Here is a 20,972-nt window from a genome sequence, read left to right on the forward strand (position 1 = left end):
GACGGATCAGAGGTCGGTGGCGGGGACGGGCGCGTCCTGGGGCGGGAACGCCCTGAAGAACATGCTGACCAGATCGGGAATCAACCCCTCCATATCCGCCTGGCAGGGCGGTTCTTCGGCGTGCAGCATCCGAAGGGTGGAGGCCCCGGTCAGCAGCGCGGCCAGCATCAGCACATGCCGCGATCCGGCCGCGCCGGCGTCCAGTTGCCGCCGCGCCACGGCCTGGTCCAGCGACTGGCGGAAAATGCCCAATATCCGGATGCTGGGGTCCAGCGCGTCGGGAGCGGGAATATAGCCGGGGATCGGCCGGCCGATGAGCAGCTGGGCCATTTCCGGGTTCACCGTCGCCCATCGGTCCACGGCCAGCATCGCGTCCCTTATCGCCGCCATGCCTGGTTCGGCGCTCGCGACGGCATTTTCGACTTCATGCAGGACATCGTTTTCGGCGCGGCGGTAGAGCGCGTCATAGACCGCCATCAAGGACGGGAAATATTTGTACAGCGCGGTCGGCTGCACGCCCAGAAGCCGCGCCACCGTCGTGAGATTCAGTCCGGCGACGCCTTGCTGCCTTATGACCTCGATCGACAGATCGAGAATCTCGTTCATCGTTTCCTGCCGGCGACGCTCCCGCAACGGGATGACAGGGGACTCGCTCATGGGGAAGGCTCTTATCTGGGTCATCTCCTCTCCCGACATTTTCTTTTGGCGCTCGGCCTTATGGCGCTTGGGCCCTGTTCCGGCATTCGGCGGCGCTGGGGCGTTTGCTGTCCTCCAAGCGCGTTCGATCTGTTGCCGACCATCGGCCAAGCGTGGATTCAACCGCATATCAGATCGCCATGGCCCTGTCGATGTCGCGGCGCGCCGACCGGCAAATTGGCTTCGGCGTCCAGCGAACATCCATGGCGAAAGTTACAGGTCATAACCAAAGACAGGGCGTATCACGCCGGGCATATGCGCCAACTTTGCAAATCCTCCGGAACTGAAGAGACAATAGGTGATAATTATTATTCTTTATTTTAAAATTTGAAGATTTAGCTTGTTCATTGTCGATTCTATTCGGCCATAAATAACAAAAAACAAGGCGTGGATGATGCAAGTAAAAACCTTGCCGGAGAGGTGCGTTTCGTCGGGCCAATGCGTGATGCTGGCGCCCGGGGTTTTCGATCAGGACGATGATGGCGTCGTCCTCCTGCTGCGCGACACGGTGGACGATGGCGACGAAGCCAGCGTAGCCGCGGTCCGATCCTCCGCCAATGTCTGCCCGGCGGCGGCGATCCGACTTTCGGCGACCCCGAAGGCCTGACCTCCAGGTCCGCTTTCCGCTTCCAGGAGGAGTGTCGAAGACATGCACGCCAGCGCCGCGATCCTGCGCCATGCGCAAGCCCCTTTCGCCATCGAGCCATTGGACCTGCCCGAACCCGGCGGGAACGAGATCCTCGTCCGCGTCGCCGGTGTCGGCATGTGCCACACCGACCTGGTGGTCAGGCATATCCCCGCCGAATGGGCGCCCCTGCCCGCCGTGCTGGGCCATGAAGGATCCGGCATCGTCGAGGCGGTCGGCCCCTCCGTCACGCGCTTCGCCGTCGGGGACCATGTGGTCCTGACCTATGATTCATGCGGCTGGTGCGACAATTGCCATGGCGGCACGCCATCCTTCTGCTCCGAATTCAGCGAGCGGAACGAACTGGGGCTGCGGCCCGGATCGCATCGGTCGGGCCGGGATTCGGACGGGGTCGAATTGCAGACGCGCTGGTTCGGCCAGTCGTCCTTCGCCACCCATTCGCTGGCGACCGAGCGCAATGCGGTCAAGGTGTCGCCGGACCTGCCCATAGAATTGCTGGGGCCGCTGGGCTGCGGCATCCAGACCGGGGCGGGCGCTGTCCTCAACGCCCTGCAGGTCCGTTTCGACAGCAGCGTCGTCATATTCGGGACAGGCGCGGTCGGCATGGCGGCGATCATGGCGGCGCGCATCGCCGGGGCGCGGAAGGTGATCGCGGTCGACCTGCACGAAAACCGCCTGCAACTCGCGCAGGAACTGGGGGCGACGCATCGCATCTCCGGCCGCGATCCCGAACTGGTCGAGCAGATCATGTCCATCACCGGGGGCGGCGCGACCCATGCGCTGGACACGACCGCCGCGCCCGCCGTCATCGCCGGCGCCCTGGCGGCCCTGCGCGCGCGGGGGAAGCTGGGGCTGGTGGGCGGCGGCGGCGCGCCGCTGGACCTGCCGCAGGAGGCGCTGATGAAGGGGCAGCAAATTTCCTTCATCATCGAGGGCAATTCGGTGCCCCAATTGCTGATCCCGCAACTGATCGAACTCTGGTCGGAGGGGCTTTTTCCCTTCGACCGGCTGATCGCCCGATATCCGCTGGAGAAGATCAACGATGCCGAGCGCGACCTTGCATCCGGTTCGGTCATCAAGCCGGTCCTGCTGCCGGGCCGATGACGCGACGAACCGCTGACACCCACTACGAAGAAGGCACGAGCCAGTGACGACAGAGACCCAAATCCAGGAAAAGCCCGTTCCCGAAACCACCTTCCCCTGGGAGCGCGGCACTTATGATCCGCCGCCGGCCTATGCCTGGCTGCGCGAGCACGAGCCGGTCCGGCGCGTCGTCCTGCACGACGGCACGCCGGCCTGGCTCGTCACCCGCTATAACGACGTCCGGAGCATCCTGGCCGATCCCAGGGTCAGTTCGAACCAGAATCTGCCCGGCTTCCCCCAGATCGAACTGTTGCCGCGCCCCAGCGAGGAGGAAAGCACCTTCCTCAACATGGACGCGCCGCGCCACACGCTGTTCCGGCGGCTCATCTCCAAGCATTTCATCGTGAAGAAGCTGGAGGTCATGCGGCCGCGCATCCAGGCGCTGGTCGACGAGCATATCGACCATATCATCGATCGTTCGGAGCCGTTCGATTTCGTGGAGGAGATCGCCCTGCCCGTCCCCTCCACGGTGATCGCCTGGCTGCTGGGCGTGCCGCCGTCGGACCATCCCTTCTTCAACCGGGAGACGGAGGCGCTGCTGGCCGCCAGCCTGGGGACGGAGGAAGCCATAGAGCGCGCCACGGAGGCCTATGCGAACATCAACGACTATGTCGACCGGCTGATCGCCGAGCGGGAGAAGCTGGACGATCCGGGCGACGACATATTGGGCGACCTGGTGCGCGCCAGCCGGGAGGGCCAGATCGAGCGGCGGGACGTGCTGAACACCGCATGGCTGCTGCTGGTCGCGGGTCATGACACGACCGCGAACATGATCGGCCTGGGCATGCTGACGCTGCTGGAGCATCCGGATCAACTGGCGCAGCTTCAGGCGGAACCGGCCCTGATCCCGGACGCCATAGAGGAACTGCTGCGCTATCTGACGGTCGTGCACCTCATCATCCTGCGCATCGCGACGGAGGATATAGAGATTGGCGGGGTGACGATCCCTGCGGGCGAAGGGATCATCCCGCTCAACTTCGCGGCGAACCGCGACGACGGGCATTTCCCGGATGCGGCGAAGTTCGACATACGCCGCCGCCCGCGCGACCATGTCGCCTTCGGCTATGGCGTGCACCAGTGCATCGGTCAGGCGCTGGCCCGCATCGAATTGCAGATCGTGTTCGAAACGCTGCTGCGGCGCATTCCGAACGTGCGGCTGGCGACCGATCCGGCCGACATCCAGTTCAAGAGCCATGCGAGCATCAACGGCATCGCCCGGCTGCCGGTGGCGCTCTAGGACCGATGGGAGGACCGACCATGGAAGAGGCGACCACCCTCGTCACGCCGCAGATGGAGGCGTCGAAAGGCGTCTGGCATTCGTTCGAGACCAGCTTTCCGATCACGGCCACCGACATACGCCGCTGGGCGATAGCGACCTATTGGGGGCAGATGCCGCCGCGTCTCTTCTGGGACGAGGAATATGCCCGGACGACCCGCTGGGGCGGGATCGTCGCGCCGGAGGATTTCAACCCCTTCGCCTGGCAGTTGCCCCGCGAACTGACCGAGGAGGAATTGCGGCTTCAGGGCGCGATCCCCGGCCAGGAAACGAAGAAGGGCGACAATATCCTGAACGGCGGCCAGGTCGACAGGTTCGGGGCGCGCATGCGGCCGGGCGACGTCATCTCCAGCCGTTCCCGCCTGACCCATTGGGAGGAGCGGGAGGGCCGCAACGGCCTGACGCTCTACACCTATAACGAGACCGAATGGACGAACCAGCGCGGCGAATGGGTGAAGTCCCGCGTCATGACCCTCATTCATTATTAGGAGCTTCGCCTTGTCCATTTTCTTCGAAGACATCGCCGTGGGCGACCAGATTCCGGCCTTCACCCGCAAGACGACCATGATGGAATGGAGCCGCTTCGCCGCGGTGAACGAGGAGTTCGTCTATGTCCATATGGACGATGAGGCGGGACAGGCGGCGGGACAGCCGGGCGCGTTCGGCATGGGCAATCTGCGCTGGGCCTATATGCTGAACGCCCTGCGCGACTGGGCGGGCGACGAGAGCGAGATCAGGGAACTGGCCATGCAGTTCCGCGCCATCAACCAGAAGAACGACATATTGTCGACCAGGGCGGTGGTCGTGGAAAAGTCCGTCGCGGATGACGGCGCGGCCCTCATCCACCTTCAGATCGACGTGGAAAATCAGGACGGCAAGGGCACTTCGCCGGGGCGCGCCATCGTGGCGGTTCCGTCCCGCGCCTGACCATGGCCGCAAGAACGATAATTTTTCGGGAGCTTTGACGACCAATGGATGCTCTTGGCGATATTCGGGTGATCGAACTCGCGACCGGCGTCGCCGGCCCCATAGTCGGCATGTTCTGCGCCGACTTCGGCGCCGACGTGGTGAAGGTCGAGACGCCGGACGGCGACCCGGAACGCGGCCGTCCCGGCTTTCCGATGTGGAATCGCGGCAAGCGCAGCGTGGTGATCGATCCCGGATCGGCCGAGGGGCGCGCATGGCTGCGGAACCGGATCGGCGGGGCCGACATGCTGATCACCAGGGACGGCGAGGAACTGGCGGCCTTCGGGCTGGACGGCGACGAACTGCTGGCCAGCCATCCCCGGCTGATCCTGCTGGAGATGCCCGTCTATCTGCCCGGCCATGTCCCCTGGGCGGGCGGGGTCGAATCCGCCGCGCTGCTGGGGGCCTATGGCGGCCAGTTCGCCCGCCAGTCCTCCGTATCGGGGGAGCCGGTCGAGTCCGTCTATCAGACTTTGCTCTATGCGCATGGCCTGTGGGCGTCGGTCTGCGCGGTGGCGGCCTTGATCGAGCGCGAGGGTTCGGGTTTCGGGCAGCGCGTCACCGTGTCCGGCATCAACGCGCTTCAGCAGCTTACCATGATATCGCTGGTGGTCGATCCCAACGCGCCGGACCCCAGCACCGCCGTGGGGGGCGCGGGCCGCCATCCGACCTATTCCCGGATGATCGCGGGCGACGGCAAATGGTTCACCAGCGGCGCGCTCGGTCCCCGGTTCGAGGCGATGTTCATGGAGGTGATCGGGCTAGGTTCGATTGTCGAGGATGAGCGGCTGGGCGGCAGCCTGGCGAACATGGTCGCGCCGGAGAATATCGGCTGGGTGCAGAAGGCGGTCGAGGAAGCGGTGCTGAAGCAGCCCCGCCAATATTGGCTGGACCGCCTCGACGCCGTCGGCATCCCCTCCGGACCGATCGACGGGCGCGAGGGGTGGCTGGACCATCCCCAGGTCGCCGCCATGGGCATGCGGGTGGAGGTTGACGATCCCGACCGTGGTCCTGTCGTCATGCCGGGCGTCCCGATCAACCTGACCGCGACGCCGGGCGCCGTTCGCGGCCCCGCCCCTGCCCTTGGCGAGCATAGCGGCAAGGTCGCGCCATGGCCCGCGCAGCCCCGTCCGGCCGCCGATGCGCGCCCGCTCGTGCGATCCGGCCCGCTGTCGGGCATCAGGGTCGTCAACAGCGGGCCGTTCCTCGCCAGCCCCTATGCCGGATGCCTGCTTTCGGCGCTGGGCGCGGACGTGATCAAGGTGGAACCGCGAGAGGGCGACCCCTTCCGCAAGCCCGCCTATGGCGCGAACCGGGGCATGCGCAGCATCGCCATCGACCTGAAACATCCCGACAGCATCCGGGCCTTCCACAAGATCATCGAGGGCGCGGACGTCTTCATCGACGGCCTGAGGCCCGGCGTGACGAAAAGCCTGGGCATCGACTATGATTCCCTTAAGGCGATCAACCCCGGCATCGTCACCATGTCGCTTTCCGCCTTCGGCCAGACCGGCCCGCTGGGCGGGCGCGGCGGCGTGGACATGGTGTTGCAGGGCATGGCCGGGATGATGGCGGCGGAGGGCGGCGACGGCGAACCCATCGTCAACACCATATCCGTCTGCGACATCAGCACGGCCTCCATGTCCTCGCTCACCATCGCGCTTGCCCTGTTCCACCGGCTGCGCACCGGGGAAGGCCAGCGGACATGGGACACGCTGCTGGGCACCGCAACCTACCTCCAGTCGGCGGAGATCATCCGGTTCGAAGGCCGCCCGCCCGCCATCGTCGGCGGCGTCGACTTCCAGGGGGACGGCGCGTTCGACCGCATGTATCGGGCGGCGGACGGCTGGGTCCGGATCGCCGCGCCCGACGCCCCGGCGAAGATCGCCAGCGCCCTGGAAATTCCTGAGGAAAAGCTGGCGGACAAGGATGGGGCCATTGCCGCCATCGGGGCCGCCATCATCGATCTCAGCCGCGAGGAGGCGACGCGCCGCCTCAACCGGGCGGGCGTGCCGTCGGCATCCGTCAGGAAGGTGACGGAGGTGCTGCGCGATCCCCGGCTGTGCGAGGCTGGCTTCGCCCATGTCTATCCTTCCGACAATGGCGGCTTCATCGCCACGCCGGGCCGCATCGCATCCTTCAGCAGGACCGAATGGCGCGGCGTGCTGAAGCCGCCGGGGATCGGCGAGCACAGCGTCCGGATATTGGAGGATGCGGGGATCGATCCTGCGACCATCGACCAGTTGATCGAACGCCGCGCCGTCGCGGTCGGCGGACCCATGCCGCAGATATTGCCGCACGCCTATCGTTGAGCCCCGGATCGCAAGCATAAGGAAAAAAACAGCCGTGAACGCCATCGCAATGACCATCAACGGTCGATCCGTCGGGACAGGGGCCACCTTCCCGGTGATCGATCCATCGACGGGCGAAGCCTTTGCCGAGGCCCCTGCCGCCAGCCCCGAACAGTTGGAGGAGGCGATGGCGACCGCGCAGGACGCCTTCGCTTCGTGGAGCCGCGACGAGGGGTTGCGCCGCAGGGCGCTGAAGGAGGCCGCCGGGCTGGTGATGGAGATGGCCGCCGATCTGGGACCGACACTGGCCCAGGAACAGGGCAAGCCGCTGGCGGACACCGGCATAGAGTTTGAGGCGTCGGCGGAATGGCTCCGCTATTATGCCGATCTCGAACTGCCGCGGGAGGTGGTGCAGGACGATGCGGCGGCCTATGCGGAAATCGTCCGCAGGCCGCTGGGCGTGGTGGCGGGCATTACGCCGTGGAATTATCCCATCGCCCTCGCCTTCTGGAAGATCGCGCCCGCCCTGCGCGCCGGGAACACGCTGGTGCTGAAGCCATCGCCCTATACGCCGCTTTCGACGCTGGCGGTCGGGCAGGCGCTGCAATCGGTCCTGCCGCCCGGCGTGCTGAACGTCATTTCCGGCCCGGACCCGCTGGGCGCGGCGATGACCGCCCATGCCATACCGCGCAAGCTGACCTTCACCGGGTCGACCGCGACCGGCAGGAAGGTGATGGCGTCGGGGGCCAACGACCTGAAGCGGGTGACGCTGGAACTGGGCGGCAACGATCCGGCGGTGATATTGGACGATGCCGACATATCCGCCATCGCGGACGAGCTGTTCTGGGGCGCCTTCGCCAATAATGGGCAGGTCTGCGTCGCGATCAAGCGCATCTATGTCCATGAAAGCCGCCATGACGAACTGGTCGAGGCGCTGGCGGAGCGCGCCCGTTCCGTGGCGGTCGGCGCCTGGAACGAGGAAGGCGCGCTGCTGGGGCCGCTCTGCAACCGGCCGCAGTTCGAGCGCGTGAAGGAACTGGTCGCGGAAGCCATCGGCATGGGAGCGCGGGTGGCGGCGGGCGGCGCGCCGATGGACCGGCCCGGCTTCTTCTTCCAGCCGACCATCCTCGCCGATCTGGACGAAAGGGCGCGGATCGTGAGCGAGGAGCAGTTCGGCCCGGCGCTGCCGATCCTGTCCTACAGCGATGTCGACGATGCGGTCGCCCGCGCCAATGCGGGTCCGTTCGGCCTGACCGCGTCGGTCTGGTCGTCCGACCCGATCCGCGCCGCCAATGTCGGGCTGGGGATCGAGGCGGGGCAGGTGCAGGTCAACGGCCATGCCATGGGCCTGCAACCCCATCTGCCCTTCGGCGGGCTGAAGTCGAGCGGCATCGGCGTCGAAAACGGACCATGGGGCCTGCACGGCTTCACCGACATCCAGCTTCTCTACGCGCCCCCCAGGCGGGCGGCGGCCTGAGGAAAGCGGAACAACGAAACCACAAGCAACAAGTCGAGGATATGTCATGGGTGCATTGGAAGGACGGGTCGCCATCATCACCGGGGCCGGGCGCGGCATCGGGGCGGCGATAGCGCGGCGCTACGCGGCGGAGGGCGCGAAGGTCGTCATCAACGACCTGGGCGGCGACACGACGGGCGAAGGCAGCGACCTGGGACCGGCCGCCGCCGTCGCCAGCGACATCATCGCCGCCGGGGGGCAGGCCATTGCCGACGGCGGCGACATCGCCGACGTCGCGACCGGCGAACGGCTGGTCGGCCTGGCCATAGAGAAGTTCGGCGGGCTGGACATCGTCGTCAATGTGGCGGGCATATTGCGCGACCGGATGATCTTCAACCTGGACGAGAAGGATTGGGATGCGGTCATCCGCGTCCACCTGAAGGGGCATTATTCGACCATCAAGCCCGCCGCCGCCTATTGGCGTTCGCTGCGCAATCCGCAGGGCGATTTCCGGATCGTCAACTTCACCTCCGCTTCGGGCCTGCACGGGTCGCCCGGCCAGCCCAATTACGCCGCCGCCAAGATGGGCGTCGTCGGCCTGACCATGTCGCTGGCGAACGGCCTTGCCCGTTACGGCGTCACGGTCAACGCCATCGCGCCGGGCGCGACGACGCGGCTCACCGAAACCGCGCCCGAAGACAAGAATGTGGACGGCCCGGCGCGGGCGGACGACCCCTATACGCCCGACCGCGTCGCGCCCATCGCGGTGTTCCTGGGTTCGAAGCAATCGGGCTGGATGTCCGGGCGGACCATCGGCGCGGCGGGGGGCGAGCTGATGCTCTACAATGTGCCGGAGATGATCAAGACCCTGAACGGCATGGCCGATCTGGATGCAGCGACCTTCGCCGCCACGGTGGAAAGGGAGTTCCGCCCGCTCGCGGACGGGCTGGCGCCCAGCATCTATTTCGATTCGCAGATGTGAACCGGGCCATGACTGACGGAGATTCATGATGTCGATCGGGCCCATTCCCGAACCTACCCCGGAAACCGCGCCCTTCTGGCAGGGCGCGGCCGAAGGAGAGTTGCGCATCCAGCGCTGCGTCCGTTGCGAAAGCTTCTATTTCTATCCGCGTCCCTTCTGCCCGAAATGCAATTCGGACGAGGTCGAATGGAAGCCGGTGTCGGGGCGGGCGCGGCTGGCCTCCTACATCATCAACTATCGCCCTTCGCCGGAATTCGAGAGCAAGGACCCGCAGATCATCGCGCTGGTGACGCTGGAGGAAGGCCCGCGCCTCTGCACCAATATCGTCGGGGTCGAACCGGAACCGGACAATCTGCCGCTGGGGATGGAATTGCAGGTCGCGTTCGAACCGCGCGGCGACCAGTTCCTGCCCGTCTTCAAGCCCGTCAGGATATGAGCATGCCCCTATCTTCCCCCAATGGCGGCAATATCGCCATCGTCGGCGCGTCGGAGACGGAACGCGTCGGCGTCGTTCCCGATATGTCGATGATCCAGTTGCATGCCGACGCCGCCCGGCGGGCGCTGAAGGATGCCGGGCTGACGCCCGCCGACGTGGACGGCATCGCCACGGCGGAGACGCAGGTCATCGAAGTCGCCGCCATGCTGGGCATCCGCCCGCGCTGGATGGACGGCACGACCATCGGCGGATGCAGCTTCATGGCCCATGTCCGCCACGCCGCCGCCGCGATCGCCACGGGTCAGGCGAGCGTCGTGCTGATCACCCATGGCGAATCCGGCCGGTCGTGGGTGGGCATGCCCAACTATTCGATGAACCCCAGGGGGCCGGACGGGCAGTTCGAGCAGCCCTATGGCGCCATCGCCCCCTATTCCCTGTTCACCCTGCCCGCGCTGGCCTTCCTGGAGGCGCGGGGCATGGGGCAGCGCGACCTGGCCGAAGTGGTGGTGGCGCAGCGCGAATGGGCGATCCCCAACGAACGCGCCCAGCGCCGGACGCCGGTGACGGTCGAGGATGTTCTGGCAGGACCGCGCGTGGCCTATCCCTTCACCCGCGACATGTGCTGCGTCGTGACCGACGGCGGCGGTGCGCTCGTCCTCGTCAGCGCGGAGCGGGCGCGCGACCTGCCGAGCGCGAAGCGCGCCGTCTATCTGATGGGGTCCGGGGAATCCTGCGAGAGCGTGCTGGTGTCGCAGATGGACGACCTCACCTCCTTCGGCTCCTTCCGCAGGGCCAGCGCGGAGGCGTTCGAAACGGCCGGCGTCACCCATGCCGACATCGACCATGCCATGTTCTACGACGCGTTCGCGCACCTGCCGCTCTACATGCTGGAGGATACGGGCTTCGTCGGTTTCGGCGAATCCGGCGCCTTCCATGCCGAAGGGCACACGCGGCCGGGCGGCCGCCTGCCGATCAACACAAATGGCGGCGGTATGTCCTACACCCATTCCGGCATGTACGGGATGTACGCCATCCAGGAAGCCGTGCGCCAGTTGCGCGGCGAAGCCGTGGTGCAGGTGCCCGACATGAAACTCAGCTTCGTCCAGGGGGTCGGCGGGCTTTTCTGGTCGGCGGCCTCCCTGATCCTGTCCAACCAGGCGCCCTAGGGAGGCAATGACGGTTTCGATCCATCAAAAGCGCTGCCAAGAAGGAGGCAAACTCCTCGATGGCCAATCAAGGAGAGAGAAAATGAACGGATTGGGGTATCAGCTATTATGTGGCGTCTGCGCCTTCGCATTTGCGCAACCCGCCCTGGCGCAGGATAGCGGTCCGGATCAGGCCGCGGCGGAAAGAAGCGCGTCGGGATCGGTCAGCACCAGCGACATCGTCGTGACCGCGCTCCGCCGGTCCGAAAGGTTGCAGGACGTGCCCGTGTCGGTGACGGCGCTGGGCAGCGCGGCGCTGTCGCAGCAGCGGCTTCAGCAGGTCAGCGATCTCGCCGGGTCGGTTCCCAATCTTCAGGCGTCGACCGTCGCCGGGGACGGGCTGCCGATCTTCTCGCTGCGCGGCGTTTCCATGTCGGACTTCAGCTTCAACCAGCAGGGTCCGGTCGCGACCTATTTCGACGAAGTCTACAAGGGCAGCTTTCCCCTGCTGGGACTGGGCATGTTCGATCTGGAACGGGTCGAAGTGCTGCGGGGACCGCAGGGAACCCTATATGGAAAGAATACGACCGGCGGCGCCATCAATTTCATCAGCAAGAGACCGGGGCATGATTCCGAAGCCTATCTGAAACTGGGCTACGGCAATTACAACCGATACGACGCCGACGGAGCGGTGCAGGCGGGCCTGGGCGACACGCTGGCGGCGCGCATCGCCTTCACATTCTCCCGCGCCGACGGCTGGTTCAAGAATCTGATGCCGGGCAGGCCCGACGGCAGCGCCGTGCGCCAATATGGCATCCGGGCGTCCCTGCTGTTCGAACCGAACGACAAGCTGGACTTCATCCTGCGGCTGACGACCAGCCTGCAAAATCCGATCGAATATGGCGTCCTGGGCGAGCCGGTCGGGTCTCTGGGCATAGGGAACGGGGTCTATGAGATGTTCGGCGCGTCGAGCTATTTCAGGACCGGGCTTGGACGGCGGGAGATGGAGGCGGACAATATCGGCCGCCATCGCCACCGCACCTATGGCGCGTCCCTGACCGGAAACTGGCATGTCGCGGACGCACTGACCGTCACGTCGGTGACGTCCTACGACTATGGGCGCCTGCGCGTCATCGACGAGGCGGACGGCACGCCGCTGCGGGTGCTGGAGGCCGACCTGAAAGGACGGGGCAAGCAGTTGTCGCAGGATCTTCGCCTGTCTTCGGACTTCGACGGACCGTTCAACTTCATCTTCGGCGCCTATTATAATATCGAGAAATTGTGGAACGAGACGTCGGCGGGATTCTACAGCGACATCGACGTGAACGGAGACGGCGCGCTCACCTGGGAAGATTGCGTCGACAGCGGCTTCGCGGTCTCCTGCATCTACCGCAACAATTATAAGCAGGTCAGGAAAAGCGCCGCCGTCTATACCGACATGAATTACAAGCTGTCGGACCGGCTCATCCTGCGCGGCGGCATCCGCTATACGCAGGATCGGGGCAAGGTCGTCGGCTACCGCGCCCAGATAGAGGGGCCGGACGGCGTTCCCATCGTCAACACCATCCCAGGCGACGATCCGTTCGATTTCGATGCGTCGACCAGCGCCCGTTTCAAGAAAGGCACGGTCACCGGCAAGGTCGGCGTCGATTTCAAGACCGCCGACAACGACCTGATCTACGCCAGCTTCAGTCGCGGCTATCGCGCCAACGCCTTCAACGCGCAGGCCTATTTTTCCCCGGCCGAATTGAACGTGGCGGAACCGGAAACCGTCAACGCCTATGAACTGGGTTTCAAGAGCCAGTTCCTGGACCGCGCCGTGACCTTCAACGGGGCGGCATTCTATTATGATTATCGCGACCAGCAGGCGATCAGCGTCAATTCGGTCACCCATATCCAGACGCTGATCAATATTCCCAAGTCCCGCATCCTGGGCGCGGAATTCGAACTGACGGTGCGCCCGGTCCAGGCGCTTCGGATCAATGTCGGGGTCGGCATATTGGACACGAAGATCAAGGAAGGATCGCTCAACGGCACGTCCCTGCGGGGGAACCAGTTGCCCAACGCGCCGAAGCTCAGCGCATCGGCGGGTTTCGATTGGGATATAGTGGAGACCGGCGGCGGAAAGCTGAGCTGGGGCGTGAACGGCAGTTTCACGTCCAAGCAATATTTCGACCTGTTCAACACGGAACGCACCGCGCAGAAGGGATATGCGCTGGTCAACAGCCAGCTCAGCTATCGATTTGCCGACGATCGCTACGGCGTCAGCCTGTGGGGCAAAAATATCTTCAACAAATATTATGCGCGTTATTCGCTGGACCTGTCCGGCAACGGGTTCGATTACACCCATCTCGCCGACCCGCGCACCTACGGGATCAGCTTCGACGCGAAATTCTAAAGCAGATTCGGATCCGACTGCTCTACCTTTTATCCCTTCCTGCGCAGGCAGGCGCCCAGTTCGGACGGCGAACCGGGGTTCCTGCCAGCGGCCCAATTCGGAAGCGTGCCGCGTCCATCAGGCGCGGCACGCTCCCTTTGCCGGACGAGATGGGCAGAACGTCCGGCAATGGCATCCCCACATCCCTGCCGATCCCTTTTGCAGGCGGCGCCGCCCGCCGGGAAAATGCTTCACGGGCGGGAAACGGACGGCAGCAGCGTATATTTGGTGGTCAGATATTCATCGATCCCTTCAGCGCCGCCCTCGCGCCCCAGGCCCGACATCTTCACCCCGCCAAAGGGTGCGGCGGCATTGGAAAGGACGCCGACATTCCATCCCATCATGCCGGTCTGGAGTTCATTGATCAGCCGCTGCCCCCGCTCGATGCTGGCGGTGAAGGCATAGCCGACCAGGCCATATTCGGTGTCGTTCGCAATGGCGATGGCTTCGTCGTCCGTGTCGAAAGTGACGATCGGCAGGACGGGGCCGAAAATCTCCTCCCGCAGGATTCGGCTGTCCCTTGCGACATCGGTGAGCACCGTGGGTTCGAAGAAGGTGCCCGCGCCGCCCCGCCGCTTGCCGCCCGTGACGAGGGTCGCGCCGCGGGACAGGGCATCCTGGACCAGCTCGTCCACCCCCGCGACCGCCGCCTCGTCGATCAGAGGGCCGATCGCGACGTCCGGATCGAAGCCTGAGCCGAGCTTGAACTGCGCCACCTTCTCCGCCACCCGCCGGCTGAATTCCTGGGCCACGCTTGCATGAACGATGAACCTGTTGGCCGCCGTGCAGGCCTGGCCGATATTCCTGAACTTCGCGACGAGCGCGCCTTCCACGGCGCGGGAGAGATCGGCATCGTCGAAGACCAGGAAGGGCGCGTTTCCGCCCAGTTCCATGGAGGATCGCAGGATGTTGGCGGAGGCCTTCTCCAGCAGCACCCGCCCCACTTGCGTCGACCCGGTGAAGCTGATCTTGCGCAAGCGGCTGTCCGCGATGATCGGTCCGGTGGCGCCGCCCGAATTCGTCGTGGGAATGACGTTGACGACGCCCGCCGGCAGGCCCGCCTCTTCAAGCAATTTCACGAGATACAGGGTGGTGAGCGGCGTCAGCGCGGCGGGCTTGATCACGACGGTGCATCCGGCGGCCAGCGCGGGCGCGATCTTGCGCGTCGCCATGGCGAGGGGAAAGTTCCAGGGCGTGATGAGCAGCGCCGGGCCAAGCGCATGGCGCGAGACGATCATGTCCCCGGTGCCCTCCGGCAACGAGCCGAAGCGTCCGGATATGCGAACCGCCTCCTCGCCGAACCAGCGGAGGAATTCCGCGCCATAGCTCACCTCGGCATGGGATTCCCGCAGCGGCTTTCCCATTTCGAGCGTGATGATGCGGGCGATCCGTTCCCTGTCGCGCATGACGAGGTCGAACGTCCGGCGCAGCAACTCGGCGCGCTCGCGCGGCGGCGTGCGCGACCATGACGGGAAGGCGCGGTCGGCGGCGTCGAGCGCATCCATGGCGTCCGACGGCGTCGCATTCGCCAGCCGGGCGACGACATCCCCGGTCGCCGGATCGTGGACGCTAAATTGCTGCCCGTCGGCCGCCGAGCGCCAGGCGCCGTCGATGAAAAGTCCCGTGGGGACGGACGAAACCGTGTCGGTCGCCTCCGTCAGAGCCTGCTGCTGCATGGTCGCGGCCGTCATGCGCTTTCTCCCTCCCGCTCCAGCACGGGGCCAAGGCCCATAGCCTGGCGAAGGAAGCGCGCCGCATGGTCCAGTTCGCCCCGCGCCGGAGCGATGACCCCGCCCAGCGTCAGGAAGCCGTGCATCTGGTCAGGCAGGTGTCGGTGCTCGCTGCCCCGCACCTCGCGCTTCAGCCGCCCGGCCAGCGCGATGGTGTCGTCGCGCAAGGGATCGTGGCCGACCGACAGGATGAGCGTGGGCGGCAGGGCGCCGAAATCCGGATGGCGCGCCGGCGATGCGCGCCAGTCGCCCGCCAGCGCCACATCGTCCAGATAAAGGTCGCGGAACCAGCGAAGCGTCGAGGATGTGAGCGGATAGCCGCTGCTGAATTCGTCCATCGACGCGGTTCTGCGGCCCATGTCGCCGGCGGGGTAGAAGAGGGCCAGCGCGGATGGCGTCGCTTCGTCCCTCAGCGCGAGCGCCGCGACCAATGCCAGCGTCGCGCCCGCGCTGTCGCCCGCAACCGCCAGCCCCGCCGTTTCGATGCCCAGCCCGGCCACCGCCTCAGGCACATGGCGCAGCGCGGCGACGGCGTCCTCCACCGCCGCAGGAAAGGGATGTTCGGGCGCCAGCCGGTAATCGACCGCGACCAGGATCGCGCCCGCCTGCCTGGCCAGCAGCCGGCAGGTGGAATCATGGGTGTCCAAATCCCCCATGACCCAGCCGCCGCCATGCAGGTAGACGATCAGCGGGCGCGGCCCGATCGCCGCCTCCGGCTCGTATATCCGCGTCCGCAGCGGATTGCCGCCCGCCCCGATCGTCAGATCCCTGGCGCGGACATCGCGTTCCGGTTCGAAGCCTGCGCGCAGCGACGTGGCGCGATAGCCTTCCCGCGCCTGTTGCGCCGTGCCCTGTTCGAGCGGAGGCAGGGCCGCCGCGCGATATTGATCGACGACGCCCTGCGCCCCCGGTTCCAGGGGGACGCGAAGTTCGATTGCCTCTGTCATTGTCCAACCACTTTCTGCACGACGCCGCCATCGACCAGGAATTCGGCGCCGGTGACATAGGATGCTTCATCCGAAGCGAGGAACGCGACGACCTGGGCCACTTCGTCCATGCCCCCCGGCCGTCCCAGCGGGATAAGCGACGTGTCGACCTTCAATCCCGCGGTCATGGGCGTGCTGATCATGCCGGGCAGCACCGCGTTCACCCGGACGCCCGCCGCCGCGAAGTCGAGGGCGGCCGCCTTGGTGAGGCCGATGACCCCGAATTTGGAGGCGACATAGCCGTAACGTTCGCGATTGCCCCTGACGCCGTTGATCGAGGAGATGTTGATCACCGATCCGCCGCCGGCCGCCGCCATGCGCGGAATGCAGGCGCGCATGCCGTAGAAGACGCCGCCCAGATTGACGGCGATCTGCCTTTCCCATTGGTCGTCGGACGTGGTTTCCAGCGCGCCGCCCCCGCCCACGCCCGCATTGTTCACCAATATGTCGATCCTGCCGAACCGTTCGACGCATCGGTCCGCCGCCGCCCCCCAGCTTTCGCCGCAGGACACGTCCAGGCGGAGATAGTCGGCGGCATCGGCGCCCATCTCCCCGGCCAGCAGCCGGCCCTCCTCGTCGATCACGTCGGTGACCAGAACCCTGGCGCCCTCGGCGACGAAGCGGCGGACATAGGCCGCGCCCAGGCCACGGGCGGCGCCCGTGATCAGGGCGGTCTTCCCCGTCAGGCGGCTCATTCCGCCGCCTGCGTCGTCAGCTCGCCCAAGGGGGTGAAGCGATAATCGCCCTCGGCCGGCCCGCGCGTCATGTTCCAGAACTCCAGCAGTTCGAACGGCCAGACGGCGGAAACGCGGCCGGTCTTGTTCCTGTACCAGCTCGTGACGCCTTCCGCGCCCCATGCCCGCGCGCGGTTGGCGCGGTCGATCTTCCCCACGAAGGCATCGGTCGCGGCGTCGGTGGGTTCCATGTCCTTCAGCCGCTTCACGACCAGGGTGCGGATGCACTCCAATATATATTCGATGCTGCATTCGACGATGAAGATCGCGCTGCCGTTCGCCGCCACGGCCGAATTGGGACCGCCGCAGATGAAGAAATTGGGGAAGCCCGGCACCGTCATGGTGGCATAGGCCCGCGGATCGCCGTCCCAATATTCGTGCACCTCCACGCCGTCGCGCCCGCGCACCTCCATGTCGGCCAGGAACTCGTCCGCGCGGAAGCCGGTGGCATAGGCGATGACGTCCACCTCATGCAGCACGCCGTCCGCCGTGACGACGCCTTCGGGCACGATCCGCTCTATTCCTTCGGTCACCAGGTCGACATGCGGCTTGCGCAGCGTGGCCGACCATTGGCCATTGTCGCGCAACAGGCGCTTGGCCCCCGCCGGATAGGTGGGAATGACCTTGTCGATCAGGTCCGGCCTGTCGGCGAGCTGGCGGCGGAATTCGGCCTCCAGTTCCTGGCGGAAGGCATGGTTGATGGCGCCGATGGAACCCTCTTCGCTCCAGCCTTCATCGGCGGTGACGGTGGGCATCCGGCCTTCCGTCGCGAGCCAGAACTGCCAGAAGCGATACCAGCGCGCATAGCCCGGAATGTGCCGGAACAGCCACATCAGTTCCGGGCTGATGTCGTCCAGATAGTCGGCCGTGGGCAACAGCCAGGGCGCGCTGCGCTGGAACACCTCCAGCTTGCCGACCTCGTCGGCGATCGCCGGCGCGATCTGATAGGCGCTGGCGCCGGTCCCGATGATCGCCACCCGCTTGCCCTTCAGGCTTACGTCATGGTTCCAACGGGCGGAATGCATGCTTGCGCCCGCGAAGCTGTCCATGCCCTCGATATTGGGCAGCTTGGGCGAGTTGAGCTGGCCGGTGCCGCTGATGACGACATTGGCGCGGTGGACCCTGACCTCCCCGTCGGTGACGGCCGTCACCTCCCACTCGCCCGCTTCCTCGTCATAGATCACCGATCGGACGAGGGTATTGAAAACGATGCGGTCGCGCACGCCATAGTCATGCGCCACTTTCAGGACATAGTCCTGGATCTCCGACTGGCGCGAGAATTTCTGCGGCCAGTCGGTCTTCTGCGCGAAGCTGAAGCTATAGGCATAGTTCGACGTGTCGAGACGGCAGCCCGGATAGGTGTTTTCCCACCATGTCCCGCCGATCTCTGGATTCTTTTCCAGCACGACATGCTCCACCCCGGCCTGCTTGAGGCGATAGGCGGCGACGACGCCGGTGATGCCCGCGCCGATGATCAGCACCTTGAACGGCCGGTCGGGATCGAGTTCGGACAGGGTCCACCGGGGCGCGCCCACGTCATGGTCGGCCACCTCATGGATCAGAAGATCCCGGTAATCGTCGAAATCGCGGGTGATGAGGAAGCTGACGATCGCCCGCAGCTCCGCATCGTCGGTGTGGCCGGGCGTCTGGATCTCGCCGTCGCGATACCGCCTGATCGCGTCGAAGGCGAGCCGCCTCGCTTCCTTCTGCTGTGCTTCGTCAAGGCCGCCCTGCGGCATCGGGATGAAGGATTTGCGCGTATGCGGCGGCTTGAGCGATGGGGGAACCAGCGACGTGTCGCCCGTCAGCTTCGCCAGCGCGGCCAGCAGGGCGGGCAGTTCCGCCTTCTCCAATATACGCTCCAGTTCGGCATCGTCGATGTCGATCGGAAGATAGGTGTCGAACGCATCTGCATGGTCGATGGGGTTGGCGGACATGGTCTTTCCTCTCTGGCCGCGAACCTGCGGCATATGCGTGGCGGCGCGTGAACCGGGCCGTGAACTAGGCATCGAACATGATGACCTGGCGAAGCTGGTCGCCCGATGCCAGGGCGTCGAAGGCGGCGTTGATGTCCTCCAGCCCGATGCGGCGCGAAATCAGCCGCTCGACCGGCAGCCGGCCTTCGCGCCACAGCCTTTCCAGGAACGGAATGTCGCGCCGGGGAACCGACGAACCAAGATAGCTGCCGACGATGCGGCGCGCCTCGGCGGTCACCTGCAAGGGCGATATCTGCGCCATGGCGCCGGGCGCGGGCAGGCCGACCGTCACGGTCGTGCCGCCGGGCGCGGTGATGGCGAAGGCGGTTTCGAACGCCTTGGGATGGCCGGCGCATTCCATGACGATGTCGGCCCTGATCCCCCGGTCGACGGCGTCCTGCGGCGACAGCGCCTCGTCGGCGCCCAGCGAACGGGCTAGGGCGAGCTTGTCCGGAAGCGCGTCGATCGCGACGATCCGGCGCGGACGCAGCGCCTTCGCGGTGATGAGCGCGGCCATGCCGACGCCGCCCAGGCCGATGACCGCCACCACGTCCGCCTCGGTAGGCCGCGCCTCGTTGAGGAGCGCGCCGCCGCCGGTGAGCACGGCGCAGCCCAGCAGCGCCGCCACGTCCGGCGGAACGTCGTCGCCCACCGGGACGGCGGAACTGCGATGCGCGACCAGGTGATCCGCGAAGGCGGAGACCCCCAGATGGTGGAGGACGGGGTGGCCGCATTCGCTGAGGTGCACGGCGCCGTCGAGCAGCGTCCCCGCCCCGTTGGCGGCGGTGCCGCGGGTGCAGGGAATGCGCCCTTCGGTCCGGCATGCGTCGCAGGCGCCGCAGCGGGGCATGAAGGTGAGGACGACGCGCTGTCCCAGGGCGAGGTCGTCGACATCCGGTCCCAGGGCGACGACGCGCCCGCTGGATTCATGCCCCAGCAGCATGGGCAGCGGGCGCCTGCGGTTTCCGTTGATGACGGACAGGTCCGAATGGCAGAGGCTGGCCGCCTCGACCTTGACCAATATCTCGCCGGGGCCGGGCGGCGTCAGGTCCAGCGTGCCGATCCGGATCGGCCGGCTGTCGGCATAGGGCCGCGGCGCGTCCGACGTTTCCAGGATCGCGCCCCGGATCGTCATCGACCCGTCGCTCCGTCCATCCATGGCGGGGGATGCTGCGCTCATGCGATCAGACCCCGGCCATGGAGCCGCCGTCCACGACAAGGGCGGTTCCGGTGATCCAGGACGCGTCGTCGGACGCCAGGAAACTGACCGCGCCGGCAATGTCCTCCGGCGTGCCCAGCCGACCGAGCGGATGACGCCGGGCGAGATCCTCCCGCGTGAACGCCTCGCCATGATGCGCCAGCACCGCATCCACCATCGGCGTGTCGATCACGCCCGGGCAGATGCAGTTCACCCGGACTCCCGATGCCGCGAAATCGAGCGCCATGCACTTCGTCATTCCGACGACCGCGCTCTTGGAACTGTTGTAGGCGACCGCGCCCGGCGTGCCCTTCAGCCCCGCGACGGAGGCGATGTTGATGATCGATCCCCTGGTCTGCCGAAGGTGGGGCACGCAATGCCGGGCGATCAGATAGGCGCTGGTCGTGTTCACTTCCAGCACCCGCGTCCACCGCGCTTCGTCGATGTCGAGCACGGTGCCGCCCGCCCACATGCCCGCCGCATGCACGACCACGTCCAGCCGCCCGGTCCATCCGACGATGGAGGCGACGGCGAATTCGATCGAGGCGGCGTCGCCGACGTCCAGCGTGGCCGCCCGCGCCCTGCCCTGTCCGCCAATCGCCTCGGCGACCTGGCCGGCGGCCCGCGCATCGATGTCGGTGACGAGGACGGACGCGCCCTGCTCCGCGAAGCGCCTGGCAATGGCTTTTCCGACGCCCCCCGCGGCGCCGGTTACGAGAACGGATTTATCCTGCATCGAACCCTCGAAGACCCTTGGCTGAAAACGGACGGCACGCGGTCGCCGACCGCGTGCCGGAAATGGCGGCGGGGAAACGGGCGCGCCCGTCCCCCGCCTTGGTCGGAGCGGCCTTGCAAGCCTGCGCGCCTGTTCCGC

At 66.3% G+C, this 20,972-nt stretch carries 18 protein-coding genes; 11 read left to right on the forward strand and 7 right to left on the reverse strand.

All coding sequences use genetic code 11. The annotated features are described in order from the left end of the window. Positions 1 to 6: 6 nt before the first annotated feature. Positions 7 to 825 (reverse strand): TetR/AcrR family transcriptional regulator, encoded by an 819-nt coding sequence (locus G432_RS19825; protein WP_236626942.1) that lies wholly within the window; start codon positions 823 to 825, stop codon positions 7 to 9. A 265-nt stretch (positions 826 to 1,090) separates the two neighbouring features. On the opposite strand from G432_RS19825, the gene G432_RS19830 reads away from it, so the two are divergent. The 11 genes from G432_RS19830 (at position 1,091) to G432_RS19880 (ending at position 13,435) form a co-directional block, all read left to right on the forward strand. After that, complete coding sequence (locus G432_RS19830) at positions 1,091 to 1,303, forward strand: ferredoxin (protein ID WP_025160874.1); 213 nt, start codon at positions 1,091 to 1,093, stop codon at positions 1,301 to 1,303. A 42-nt stretch (positions 1,304 to 1,345) separates the two neighbouring features. Further along, on the forward strand, positions 1,346 to 2,446 hold the full coding sequence (locus tag G432_RS19835; protein WP_007687828.1) for an NAD(P)-dependent alcohol dehydrogenase: 1,101 nt from the start codon (positions 1,346 to 1,348) through the stop codon (positions 2,444 to 2,446). 43 nt (positions 2,447 to 2,489) lie between these two features. Continuing rightward, complete coding sequence (locus G432_RS19840; protein ID WP_007687826.1) at positions 2,490 to 3,722, forward strand: cytochrome P450; 1,233 nt, start codon at positions 2,490 to 2,492, stop codon at positions 3,720 to 3,722. 20 nt (positions 3,723 to 3,742) lie between these two features. Beyond that, positions 3,743 to 4,249, forward strand: a complete 507-nt coding sequence (locus G432_RS19845; RefSeq protein ID WP_007687824.1) for an FAS1-like dehydratase domain-containing protein — start codon at positions 3,743 to 3,745, stop codon at positions 4,247 to 4,249. Positions 4,250 to 4,259: 10 nt separating this feature from the next. After that, complete coding sequence (locus G432_RS19850) at positions 4,260 to 4,688, forward strand: MaoC/PaaZ C-terminal domain-containing protein (protein ID WP_007687822.1); 429 nt, start codon at positions 4,260 to 4,262, stop codon at positions 4,686 to 4,688. Positions 4,689 to 4,756: 68 nt separating this feature from the next. Then, positions 4,757 to 7,039, forward strand: a complete 2,283-nt coding sequence (locus G432_RS19855) for a CaiB/BaiF CoA-transferase family protein (RefSeq protein ID WP_236626943.1) — start codon at positions 4,757 to 4,759, stop codon at positions 7,037 to 7,039. A gap of 34 nt (positions 7,040 to 7,073) precedes the next feature. Beyond that, a complete protein-coding gene (locus G432_RS19860) occupies positions 7,074 to 8,495 on the forward strand; it encodes an aldehyde dehydrogenase family protein (RefSeq protein ID WP_007687818.1) in 1,422 nt (473 codons plus the stop codon). 46 nt (positions 8,496 to 8,541) lie between these two features. Beyond that, positions 8,542 to 9,456, forward strand: a complete 915-nt coding sequence (locus G432_RS19865) for an SDR family NAD(P)-dependent oxidoreductase (protein ID WP_007687816.1) — start codon at positions 8,542 to 8,544, stop codon at positions 9,454 to 9,456. 25 nt (positions 9,457 to 9,481) lie between these two features. Then, positions 9,482 to 9,892, forward strand: coding sequence for a Zn-ribbon domain-containing OB-fold protein (locus tag G432_RS19870; protein WP_015449277.1), 411 nt, complete (start codon positions 9,482 to 9,484; stop codon positions 9,890 to 9,892). 2 nt (positions 9,893 to 9,894) lie between these two features. Next, positions 9,895 to 11,058: a thiolase C-terminal domain-containing protein gene (locus G432_RS19875; protein WP_007687812.1), complete on the forward strand. Its 1,164-nt coding sequence runs from the start codon at positions 9,895 to 9,897 to the stop codon at positions 11,056 to 11,058. An 82-nt stretch (positions 11,059 to 11,140) separates the two neighbouring features. Further along, entirely contained in the window at positions 11,141 to 13,435 is a 2,295-nt protein-coding gene (locus G432_RS19880) for a TonB-dependent receptor (protein ID WP_007682306.1), read from the forward strand. Between the two features lie 230 nt (positions 13,436 to 13,665). Here the strand turns inward: G432_RS19880 and G432_RS19885 are convergent, their stop codons facing one another. The 6 genes from G432_RS19885 to G432_RS19910 all read right to left on the reverse strand — a co-directional run bounded on the left by G432_RS19885 (position 13,666) and on the right by G432_RS19910 (position 20,834). Further along, the gene (locus tag G432_RS19885; protein WP_015449278.1) at positions 13,666 to 15,165 is read right to left on the reverse strand and encodes an NAD-dependent succinate-semialdehyde dehydrogenase; all 1,500 of its coding nucleotides are present in this window, start codon (positions 15,163 to 15,165) and stop codon (positions 13,666 to 13,668) included. Further along, complete coding sequence (locus G432_RS19890) at positions 15,162 to 16,151, reverse strand: alpha/beta hydrolase (protein WP_015449279.1); 990 nt, start codon at positions 16,149 to 16,151, stop codon at positions 15,162 to 15,164. The genes G432_RS19885 and G432_RS19890 overlap by 4 nt, the downstream gene beginning before the upstream one ends. Further along, on the reverse strand, positions 16,148 to 16,885 hold the full coding sequence (locus G432_RS19895; RefSeq protein WP_015449280.1) for an SDR family NAD(P)-dependent oxidoreductase: 738 nt from the start codon (positions 16,883 to 16,885) through the stop codon (positions 16,148 to 16,150). The genes G432_RS19890 and G432_RS19895 overlap by 4 nt, the downstream gene beginning before the upstream one ends. Beyond that, a complete protein-coding gene (locus G432_RS19900; protein ID WP_015449281.1) occupies positions 16,882 to 18,861 on the reverse strand; it encodes a flavin-containing monooxygenase in 1,980 nt (659 codons plus the stop codon). The genes G432_RS19895 and G432_RS19900 overlap by 4 nt, the downstream gene beginning before the upstream one ends. Positions 18,862 to 18,925: 64 nt before the next feature. Next, on the reverse strand, positions 18,926 to 20,035 hold the full coding sequence (locus G432_RS19905) for an alcohol dehydrogenase catalytic domain-containing protein (protein WP_015449282.1): 1,110 nt from the start codon (positions 20,033 to 20,035) through the stop codon (positions 18,926 to 18,928). A gap of 49 nt (positions 20,036 to 20,084) precedes the next feature. Next, positions 20,085 to 20,834, reverse strand: a complete 750-nt coding sequence (locus tag G432_RS19910; protein ID WP_015449283.1) for an SDR family NAD(P)-dependent oxidoreductase — start codon at positions 20,832 to 20,834, stop codon at positions 20,085 to 20,087. Between the last annotated feature and the right edge of the window lie 138 nt (positions 20,835 to 20,972).

It is taken from the genome of Sphingomonas sp. MM-1, assembly GCF_000347675.2.
GTDB classification, from domain to species: domain Bacteria; phylum Pseudomonadota; class Alphaproteobacteria; order Sphingomonadales; family Sphingomonadaceae; genus Sphingomonas_E; species Sphingomonas_E fennica.